The organism is Halorhabdus amylolytica, assembly GCF_004944975.1.
GTDB lineage: Archaea > Halobacteriota > Halobacteria > Halobacteriales > Haloarculaceae > Halorhabdus > Halorhabdus amylolytica.
Window position 1 is genome coordinate 92,847 of record NZ_SPQG01000008.1, and the last position, 9,685, is coordinate 102,531.

At 53.4% G+C, this 9,685-nt stretch carries 8 protein-coding genes and 1 pseudogene; 4 read left to right on the top strand and 5 right to left on the bottom strand.

Going from position 1 to position 9,685, the window contains the following annotated elements:
* Positions 1-353 precede the first annotated feature (353 nt).
* The 3 genes and pseudogenes from E3374_RS11220 to E3374_RS11230 all read left to right on the top strand — a co-directional run.
* The gene (locus E3374_RS11220) at positions 354-1,238 is read left to right on the top strand and encodes an IS1595 family transposase (protein ID WP_136688597.1); all 885 of its coding nucleotides are present in this window, start codon (positions 354-356) and stop codon (positions 1,236-1,238) included.
* Entirely contained in the window at positions 1,216-3,774 is a 2,559-nt protein-coding gene (locus E3374_RS11225) for a DUF5797 family protein (RefSeq protein WP_136689171.1), read from the top strand. Before E3374_RS11220 ends, E3374_RS11225 begins: the two co-directional genes overlap by 23 nt.
* 23 nt (positions 3,775-3,797) lie before the next feature.
* Positions 3,798-4,161: pseudogene (locus tag E3374_RS11230) on the top strand (restriction endonuclease); the annotation flags it as partial.
* A gap of 18 nt (positions 4,162-4,179) precedes the next feature.
* Here E3374_RS11230 and E3374_RS11235 read toward each other — a convergent pair.
* Positions 4,180-4,527 (bottom strand): hypothetical protein, encoded by a 348-nt coding sequence (locus E3374_RS11235; RefSeq protein ID WP_136689172.1) that lies wholly within the window; start codon positions 4,525-4,527, stop codon positions 4,180-4,182.
* A gap of 81 nt (positions 4,528-4,608) precedes the next feature.
* Here E3374_RS11235 and E3374_RS11240 point away from each other — a divergent pair, with 81 nt between their 5' ends.
* On the top strand, positions 4,609-5,397 hold the full coding sequence (locus E3374_RS11240) for a CBS domain-containing protein (RefSeq protein WP_211194952.1): 789 nt from the start codon (positions 4,609-4,611) through the stop codon (positions 5,395-5,397).
* A 97-nt stretch (positions 5,398-5,494) separates the two neighbouring features.
* On the opposite strand, the gene E3374_RS11245 is transcribed toward E3374_RS11240, so the two are convergent.
* The 4 genes from E3374_RS11245 to E3374_RS11260 form a co-directional block, all read right to left on the bottom strand.
* On the bottom strand, positions 5,495-6,421 hold the full coding sequence (locus E3374_RS11245) for a transcription initiation factor IIB (RefSeq protein ID WP_136689173.1): 927 nt from the start codon (positions 6,419-6,421) through the stop codon (positions 5,495-5,497).
* Between the two features lie 379 nt (positions 6,422-6,800).
* Positions 6,801-7,157: a hypothetical protein gene (locus E3374_RS11250; protein ID WP_136689174.1), complete on the bottom strand. Its 357-nt coding sequence runs from the start codon at positions 7,155-7,157 to the stop codon at positions 6,801-6,803.
* Positions 7,154-8,002: a ParA family protein gene (locus tag E3374_RS11255; RefSeq protein WP_136689175.1), complete on the bottom strand. Its 849-nt coding sequence runs from the start codon at positions 8,000-8,002 to the stop codon at positions 7,154-7,156. Before E3374_RS11255 ends, E3374_RS11250 begins: the two co-directional genes overlap by 4 nt.
* Positions 8,003-8,248: 246 nt before the next feature.
* Positions 8,249-9,472: a site-specific integrase gene (locus tag E3374_RS11260; protein ID WP_136689176.1), complete on the bottom strand. Its 1,224-nt coding sequence runs from the start codon at positions 9,470-9,472 to the stop codon at positions 8,249-8,251.
* Positions 9,473-9,685 lie beyond the last annotated feature (213 nt).

The window sequence follows — 9,685 nt, forward strand, 5'->3', positions numbered from 1 at the left end:
TTCGGTACCCCTCTTCGATGCTATTATGTTGCCATCAGCCAAGATATTTGATATGAGTAACCGTTCACATAAAATCGTCACTGCAGCTTTCGCCCTTCTTATTTTTACTTTCAGCGGACTTATGCTACTAACCAGCTTTGGGATCATTTCCGTATCAAAGCCACTAGCCGTGAATGAAGCTCTCTTAGGTGCGACTCTGACTGCAATCACCGCATATCTTCTTTACTCCCAAACACGGATTTCCAGACGACAAACAGATATAGAGGAGACGCTCTTGCGAAGTAGATTGTTGATAGCGAGAGTTGCGGCTGAAAGTCGAAGAGGGCAAGGGCACCGCGCCAGCGGTGCCCGATATGTTCCCAATAAGCCGGTTCGTGTCGGAATCGGCTGCAGCGGACCTGCTCCAACAGGTTCGCTGGCGTGATGGCGTCGAGTGCCCCCGCTGCCGTTCTGACCTGACGGTCAGAAACGGCAGCTATCGGGAGTATCAACGGTATCTGTGTAAGAATTGCGGTCGGACGTTCAACGACAAGACCGGCACGATCTTTGCTCATTCGAAGCTCTCACTGAAAGAGTGGTACTTCACGATCTACGTGTTCTTACGGTTCAACACGAGTATTCGGCAGATCGAGGCGGAGCTCGATCTTTCGTACAGAACGGTGAGACGGCGCGTCGAGCGCTTCGCCAGCGCGCTCGACGCGCCTTCGATCACACTGTCTGGACCGGTCGAAATCGACGAAGTGTACGTCTCGGCCGGCCTGAAAGGCCGCGAGCGCGACCAGGAGTCGCGCTCGCGTGGCTTATCCACGCGTGGACGAGGTTCGTACGACGGCGACAAACCGCCGGTGTTCACGCTGGTCGATCGTGGCTCGGACGAGCGCTATGTCGTGCCAGCGAAATCCGCTGACGAATCGACGATTCGACTCCTGCTTGCTGACCACGATGAGGAGTCGCTGACCGTCTATACGGACGGATTTCGATCGTACGAACCGCTCGAAGAAGACGACGCATTCACCCGCAAATACGTCGTCCACGGCGACGGCGAATACGCTGACGGCGACATCCACGTCAACACCTGCGAGAGCCACGCGTCGCTGACGCGACGGTGGCTCTCGCCCCACCGAGGAGTGTCAAAAGACAAGCTAACACCGTATCTTAGAGCCTTTCAGCTCCGCCGCGAACTCTACAGAAAACCTGGTGACGAAGCACTCAAACATGCTCTCGACGCCGCTCTCTGAAAATCAACAACGTGCTTCACAAGAGCGTACTGAATTTGCTGAGTTCCGGGAAGACATCGCTGAAATGAACAAAAATCTCACGAATCGACAAAATACTGAATTTGAGGTCCTCTCTGAAACTGCTGAACGTCTCCTGACCAAACGACTTCGGCGGGAAGGTTTTGATCCCAGTCAGATGGATCTCGACCATATGAGTCGAGACGGGACATTATATATTCTTGAACTCTATGCGACAGCGGCCCAGCAAGAAGTCTACGAGGATGAAAAACTACTAACTGAACTGCAGACCGCGCTGAATGAGTACAATGAGTTAGATCACGAAGATCTCGTGGATTCGCTACAGTATCCGGTTTTGATGGTTTCCTTATGGCGGAACCAACGCCAGGGCCTCAAAGCATGGCTCGAAGCAGGTCGAAAAGGTACACTCGAAATGGCGACAGCGACTGGCAAAACAGTTGCTGGAATCGCAGCTATTGCTAACCTTTGTGGTGTCTTACCAAACCACCAGTTTGACGAATGGGCTGGGGCCCGCACAGAAGACGCTTCTATCGCGGTGATTGCCCACTCCAACGCGATTCTGAGTCAATGGGAGCGAGAAATCCGGGACTTGCTCGGACTGAACGTGGCGGGAGCAGATACGTCGGGACAACCCGATGATCTCAGTTTTTCAACTGGGACTGTCGAATTTCATACGATCCATTCTCTTCAGCCCCGATATGGTGGTCCGCCCGACAAGAAGTATGACCTAGTAATCTGCGACGAAGCACACCACTATTCTAACACCAGTGACGGTGGATTTGGTGCCGCGCTTAACGCATTGAAAACCGATGCTTTGCTCGGGTTATCAGCCACTCTTGGACGAGCTGGCGGAACAAAGCGGAAGGAACTTGAAGAACTCCTCGGTGATGTCGTTTATTCGTATTCTGTCGAAGACGCCCAAGAGGACGGCATCATACCCGGTTTCGAATGGACCGTCCATCCGACGCCACTTGAAGCCACAGAGGCCGATGAGTGGGAACAAAAAACTAACCGGATTACTGATCTGTTTAAACAGGTTCGGTACTCCGACCATTCAACCACTCTTCTCAAGTCTTTAGATGTCCCATTCATAGAATTCGAAGATCTCGGGGACTTCATTCGAGCTCACAAAGCCGCTCAGATAGAGCGCGATGAGGTACCCGACTCATGGGAGGACCTCCATGCAGCGATCATGAGCCGGAATATGATCCGACATCGGTCTCGGCCAAAACTCGACGCTGCGATTGACCTTGCAGAAGAGTACCTAACAGTGGATGGGGACGGGATAAAGATCGTAATGTTCACGATGAATATCGACATGGTCGATGAAATTCAGGCCGCCCTCTCCCAGATTTGTGATGATGTATATGCAGTTCATAGTCAGGTAGCGACATCAAATGCGAAGAAAGATCGGATCGTTAGAAGGCGAATTGATAAATTCAAGAAGACTGATAATGGGGTTTTGATCGCTCCGAAACTACTTGACGAGGGAATCGATGTCCCCGATGCCGAAGTCGGTATAAATGTTGCTGGAACGAAGACCGAACTGCAATTGATTCAGCGGATGGGCAGGATTCTCCGCCGTCACGCTGATCAAAAACCTCATTTCCACCACTACGTAGCGGTACCAGAAGAGGAGACCCACCTTGACGGGGTTGATGCCAAAGAATTTGCCAAGCAGCTTTACTGGGTTCGTGAACTTGGTGAACGCATCGGTCAGCAACCTACTTTTGAATCAGCAGGAATTGATCCGGATATTATCGAACGGGCCAAACAGCGGGGCAACGAGCTTTGGGCCGAAGATTTAGTTGCAGACGAGGAAGTCGAGACCATTGATGGGCCACTCAAGCTCAATGAGATCTTGAACTCGATCACACCCAACGTAGCCGAACTCATCCTTTCTGAGCTCACTTTCGATACAGACCACTTTTCGGAGAAAAAATGGGAAGAAACAATACAGACTGTGCGTGATGACAGTATTCTCTCCCCAAGCGATATCCAACAGATATGGTGGTTGTACCCGATTTACCAAGATGACCCCGGAGAGCTAAAGCGCCTGCTCACGGTCGCACAAGATCGGGATGATGATATTAGCAGTTTTGATGGACCGACTGGAACTGATAAATCGGATAAGTCCGGTCAGTCATCAACTACTTCGTCGTTAACCTCTTCCAACTCAGATGGTTCTTCGAATCCGTCTCCAGAGCTCCCGGACGGCTTGGACAATGAGACCAAATCTGAGTCTGCAAGTGATAGTTCTAACCAGGAACCTGATGTTCAGTCACTTACAATTGATCATGGATTGTCTGACCAGGAGCTTCGACGCCTTCATGATATCGCGAATCTGGAACCAACGAAGAACGCCGAGCTCTGCTCAAAATGGAACTATGACTCGGGTTCAGAATTATATTCATTTCTTCGGACTGGACTTACTGAGTATTTCGAACGCAATGATAACGGACTTATTGTTCTCAACAGTAAGGGCGAATTAGTTGTAGAAATTACGGAAATTTCGTAATTCGACTTTTGGAGTAATTTGTATATGTCGCCGGTATCTCACGGCCGACTCGTGAAAACGGCATCCATCGTGGCGTCCACTGTGAAATTATTGATGTGGAGAAGACCTACACGTACTGTCCCAATTGCGGGGGCGATCGCCTGCCACAGCCACAGCAAAACCGAACAGCTGGAAGGTAAGCCAGTTTGTACGGGCTGTGCGGTCACCGAGCGGTTCGCGCTAAAAACGAAGTACTTCTACGACGAGCAGAACCTCGAAGCGTTCCGTGAGGAGTATGACACCATGCCGATTCACGAGAATGCCATGGAGAACAAACCGCTGGTCGAGGGGTTCGTGATGACGATCCTCGCGATTATCGGTCTTTTCGTCACTCTGGGCGTAATTTAGTCGGCGTGTAGCAATTCGTCAAAACTCCGCGAGACTGTGATTGTTCGTCGGCGCTGCCGCTTTCCCCACCTGGATGAGTTCGAAGTTCGAAAGGTCGCTATCAATACCTTCTCCGAGATGTTCCCGAAGTTCATCATCCAGTGCCGAGACCTCGATCGCCGTCAACGGTCGTTGGGTGAGTGCGTAACTGCTGGCAAATCCCGTGGGGCGAACAACGAGGACGGAATCGGCTGATGCGCCCTTAAGTGCGAGTTCCGCGTCGCGGTGGGTGTGAACGACCGCATCGATCTCTTCGACCGGAAACAGGACGGAAGCATCTCCGTGGTCAATGTATCCACCTGCATCGGTGAAATGCCCTACACTCATCATTCCTAGGTTAATGATTACTTTAACTTATTTCTTGTGGCGACCAAACTGTTATACTCGGAGCGGCACCGATTCGAAGCGATGGTTCAGGATCGGTACGTCTGTACAGCAGACGACCTCGCGACGCAAACGATCGCGACAAAACCTCCCGACGCGTCCGTTGCTGAGACGAGCGAGTGGCTCGAAGCTGAAGGCTTCGACGCTGCACCAGTGAGTGACGGGGAGGACATTCGGGGATACGTCGTTCTGGAGGAGCTACAGGATGCTCCGTCCGACGACCGCATTGTGGATCATACAAATCCGATAACGATCGAAGAGATCATCTCCGCTGACGCCACGTTCGAAGAAGTGCTAGCGGCGCTCTACGAGGAACCGTTCTATTTCCTCGGTGGTCAAAATCGCTTGACAGGGATACTGACGCGAGCGGATCTGAATACATCCCCAGCGAGGATGCGCCTGTTCGATCGAATCACGTTACTCGAGGATCGGCTCCGTGAACTCGTCGTCGACGTTGCGCCCGACTGGAAAGAGCGGGTCGCGCTCGATCCGGACGTGGTTGAGGAAATCGAAAAGCGACACGCTGAGGCCCGTCGATCGAATATTGAACTCGATGAAATTCACTACGCACAGTTTTCGACACTCGCGACGATCGTCAGCGACATCGAAGCGTGTTGGAAAGCCTGTGGCTTTTCGAGCGATCATCGGGCGTCGAGCCAACTTGATGACTTGACCGAGTTGCGAAATGCGGTTGCACATTCCCAACAGGTCATCCAGAACACCGAAGGTGGATTAGGGGAGGGGCGAACGATCGGTACTGTAGAACAAACGTATACGACTCTTGAGGATTGCCTCGAAAACCTCTCGTCATGAGTCTCAGGGATTAGTCTTCAGGACCGTGGAAAGAGAGTTATAAGCACCTATTGAAGACCTATTTTCCCGCTGTACAACACCATAGACACTATTTGGTCTATTCGAGTCGCTGGAGCTCTTGCCAGCGGTCACGTACTGTGTTCGGTGAGACGTCTGCACACTCTCCAAGTGCACACTGCGTCACGCTTTCGTCACCTCGCTGAATCGCTTCGTACAGACAACCGGCCGCCACTCCGATGGGATTGCGACCGTTCGCAAGGCGATGCTTCTCCGCCTTCTTCGCCAATCGCTCCGCCACCTGACGCACCTCTTGAGAGACCCCCAATTCGGAAGCAAGCCGTGGTACGTACTGCTGCGGTGACGGCGGGACCGTGGGAAGCCCCAGTTCCTGATTCAACGTCCGATAGGCGTTCTCGACTCGCTCCTTGTTCACCCGCGAGACCGCGCTCACCTCGTCGGGCGTCCACGGAAGTCGATTGCACCGACAGGCCGCATAGACACTGCCGGCTGTCATCGCCTCGATCGAGCGCCCGTGAAACAGGCCCTCGCTCTGTGCGCTCCGGAAGAGGTCACACGCCTGGTCGTCGATCACGTCCGACACGTCGAGTGCACTCACGATCCGACTGACTTCGGAGAGACCATGAGCTAGGTTCCGTTCACTTCTCGAACGGAAACGCGCTTGACTGTGCTCACGTCGGAACCGACCGAGTTGCCTGCGTTTTGAACCCGAGAGATCGTTTCCCTTTCCGTCGGTCTTCCGGCCGATCTCCGTCGAAATGCCCCGATCGTGTCTCGTCGGCGTGAGTGGAGCGCCCGTGCGTTCAGGATTCGTCCGGTCGTCCTCGAACGACCGCCATTCCGGCCCGTGATCGATCGGTTCTTCGTGGAGAACCAGACCACAGTCTTCACAGACCGTCTCGATCGAATTCGTTCGAACCCTGCCACCACAGTCCGGACAGCCGGTGTTTGATCCGCTCGGTACGTCTTCGTCGAATCGATGGTCGTAGCTATCGCTGGTCGCCATTCGAATCACTGGAGTTACGAGGGACTCAGTGTGTCTCGAGCCCCTCGCCCATCGCAGGGGCAGAAAAACTGATACCGTGCGTCACAGGCACACCAAGGGGTACTCGACTTAGTGTGGAATGGCAAGTTTGACGACCCAGATCCCGATCAACGACAGCGGAGAAGTGAATCTGTTTTGATTGACATGGTTGTCCGTAGATTTGGGGCGCATATAGTATATATCCACTATTGGTGTATCGTCTCCGGAAAATGTGAACCGTCTCGCAGACAAGCTCTGATTCAATTGGATTGCTTCGCCTGTAGTAACCTCGCTTGAGTAGCTGACGGACTACCGGAATCAAGAGTACAATAGCCGTCGGCAATTGAATGAAGCCGATTTCTTAATAATCGTAGCCCCAGTCCCGAAGAATAGCTGCCGTTTCGTCGGGATTTTGGATGCCAGCTAGAAGAGCCGCTTCGACGACGTCAGTTTTGTAGACCCGGTCGTCCGAAAGCATATCTTCCAGGTCGCGTTGTAGCTTCCCAAGTTCATCCTCAGTGTCTTCCTGGATGAACATCGGCGTTTGTGATCGGTCGTCTTTCACGTTATCACGAGCATACAGATACGGGAGCTGCTTTGATTCGTCATCCTGGCGTTCCCGTTGGGTCTCTGTTTCAATCGGATCCTCGAGTTCGACTTCGCTTCCACTCTCTTCGTCTTCATCGGCGAAGGGATCAGCGCCAGCACCGGATTTCATGCTTCCATCACCTCCAGACCAACCTCACTAGCGCACCACTCAGCCAGCGTTTCAAACTTCTCGAGAGTGTCACGCTCGTAGTCACGTTCTCGCTTGCGGTGCTCGGGAATATATTTGAAGGCTGTACATTGCTTGTTCCAGCACCCCTCGATCAGCGATGAGCGCTCCCTGAACACCACTGGAACAGCATATGGGCCGTCTTGTACCTCGGTGATGATCTGCTGCTGGTCTCTGGTGTCCTTGTACTTGTTCGGAACAATCCCCATGACACCGACGTCAATCGATAGCTGCTCTTCAAGTCCTAATACGAGGTCTTCTAAGCCGCTCACACTTTGTGATCCCTTTCCAGTCGGTTCGAAGGGAATAATCAGCGAACGAGTCGCATGAATGGCGTTGTAGACCTTAGTATCGGCCGTCGCAGCTGGATCGATCAGGATTACGTCGTACTTGTCTTGCACTCCAGCTTCCCGAAGAACTCGAAGCAGCTGTTTGTTTACGTTGAATGATTCTCCGAAGTCCGCAGCTTCGTTTGCCCGTCGCTGGAGGTGTTTCGATATCTGTTCCAGCATATTGTGGCTGGGTATGATATCCATTCCTTCGGCTTCGCGGATTATTGGCTCAAGCGAGCCCTCGGATCGACCGACGAGATACCGAACGAGATTGTTTGCCTCTGGATTATCGCGCTCGTCGTCGACATCCAATAAGTACGAGAGGCTCGCATCTTGTGGGTCGAGGTCGATCAAGAGCACTTCATGGCCGGCGTCGCTGAGTGCACGTCCCAGATTCGCCGTCAGCGAGGTCTTGCCGACGCCGCCGGCTTCACTGTAGACCGTTGCAGTAAGCATGATAGAGTAACTGGCTCAGTAGAATATAAAGTTTAGTCAGACGGTATAGCTACGTAGTATAGTTACACAGTATAGCTATACGGTATAGCTGAATGGGATAGTTAGTACGTACAGCTATATGATGTGGCTGCTCAGATAGGCTACACAGTATAGATGGGTCTCCTGACTGTAGGGGCCAACGATAAAATCTGAATGACTCTTGTAGTGGAGTGTGATGGCTAGCCTGATTCAGTTATCTTTGAGAATTTATCTCCCATCTTGAACACCTTCGAACGCGTCGGCGAGTTTTTCGCGCATGAACTGCCGCCGGAGTTCACGCTTTCGCTCCGGCGAGAGGTAGTCGTCCATTACGACCTGCGCACTGGCCGAGCCCTGGTCGGACGCGATCTCATCGATGTGTTCCTCGACGAGGTCCTCAATCGTCGACGTGTACCGATCATACCAGAATCGCCGACCCATCTGAGGCACCGGCTTGTGACCGTCGATCGTTTCAGGCAGCTCAGCCTGGCCGGCGAGGTCTTCGAACCATCGAAGAATCGTTCCACGCCGGCGATGGCCCGTCTCGGAGCGATCAGACGGGAATAGATACCCATTCCAGTCGTTCCGATCGGCAAGTTCGGTCAAGCGATCCCGAGCAACGTCAGCACCGTAAATCACCGCCACGCTTCCGGGACCGTTCTTCCGCTCGTCAAACTCGATACGAGGATTCTCCTCGTCGAGGACAAGCTGGGAGGCATGCAGCGACGCCACCTCACCAGAGCGAAGACCCCAGGCGCAAAGCCCGACGACAATTAACTGTTCGCGGGTGGTGGTCGCGGCGTCGAACAGCGCCCGGACGTGCTCGGGAGCCAGCGGCGGATTCTCGCTGCTGCCGGTATCGTCATCGGCGTCGTCGGTCCAGTCGTAATCCAAGCCATCGGTCGGATTTAGTTTGGCTTCCCGCCGGTTGAGGAGACTCTCGTAGAAATCGGCAGTGGTTTCATAAATTCGCTGGAGTGTGGTTCTCGAAACACGCTGATCCAGGGCGTCGAACGTCGCCCAGCACGCATCCACAGCCGCGCTCTCATCGATATCACCATTCGGGTCGATCGGCGAAAGGATGTCCGCGGTACCGTTCACGCCGGCGTAGGCGCGAACGTAGCGTGCAAGTCGGTACCGGTGTGTTCGAGCAGTCCCCTCGGCCCAGGAGAGCCGGGATTGTTGGCGGTCGAGGTACCGTTCGAGCGAGTTGATAGTCGGTTCATGGTCGATCTCCCAGTCGTACCCCTGGGATTGGAGGTCAAGAACGTCATTCCAGAACTCGGCGAAGGTGGTGTCGTGGTACTCCCGCAGCGCGTACACCAGACCGCGAAAGCCATTCGCCGACAGCCACTCATGCGTGGGTCGATGGGACTGTGGATCGTGGCCTTCGGTGGCGATCGCCGGCGCAATGTGATCCCAGTACGCGCTCTCGAGCTCAGCGAGATCCATGAGCGTCCACGACGGGCCTGCTGACCCTTCAGTGCGTGCTGAAGAGTTGGAATCGGGCACGTTCACCGTTTCTATCTGAGACATGGTAAGTCTGTTGGACGCTCAGACGTAGTGTAGTCTGTTCGCTCAACGGTTGGATATGCGTACAAAGCATAATCTGGCATAAACCATATATTGCTATATAAAATTTGGGGGGTTACAGGGGGCGGTGTT

Coding starts and splice junctions, on each gene's coding strand:
- E3374_RS11260 (WP_136689176.1), bottom strand. CDS start 9,472: ATGGATCTCGCTGAGCTCGAGAGCGCGTACTGGGATCACATTGCGCCG.
- E3374_RS11240 (WP_211194952.1), top strand. CDS start 4,609: ATGGTTCAGGATCGGTACGTCTGTACAGCAGACGACCTCGCGACGCAA.
- E3374_RS11220 (WP_136688597.1), top strand. CDS start 354: ATGTTCCCAATAAGCCGGTTCGTGTCGGAATCGGCTGCAGCGGACCTG.
- E3374_RS11225 (WP_136689171.1), top strand. CDS start 1,216: ATGCTCTCGACGCCGCTCTCTGAAAATCAACAACGTGCTTCACAAGAG.
- E3374_RS11245 (WP_136689173.1), bottom strand. CDS start 6,421: ATGGCGACCAGCGATAGCTACGACCATCGATTCGACGAAGACGTACCG.
- E3374_RS11250 (WP_136689174.1), bottom strand. CDS start 7,157: ATGAAATCCGGTGCTGGCGCTGATCCCTTCGCCGATGAAGACGAAGAG.
- E3374_RS11235 (WP_136689172.1), bottom strand. CDS start 4,527: ATGAGTGTAGGGCATTTCACCGATGCAGGTGGATACATTGACCACGGA.
- E3374_RS11255 (WP_136689175.1), bottom strand. CDS start 8,002: ATGCTTACTGCAACGGTCTACAGTGAAGCCGGCGGCGTCGGCAAGACC.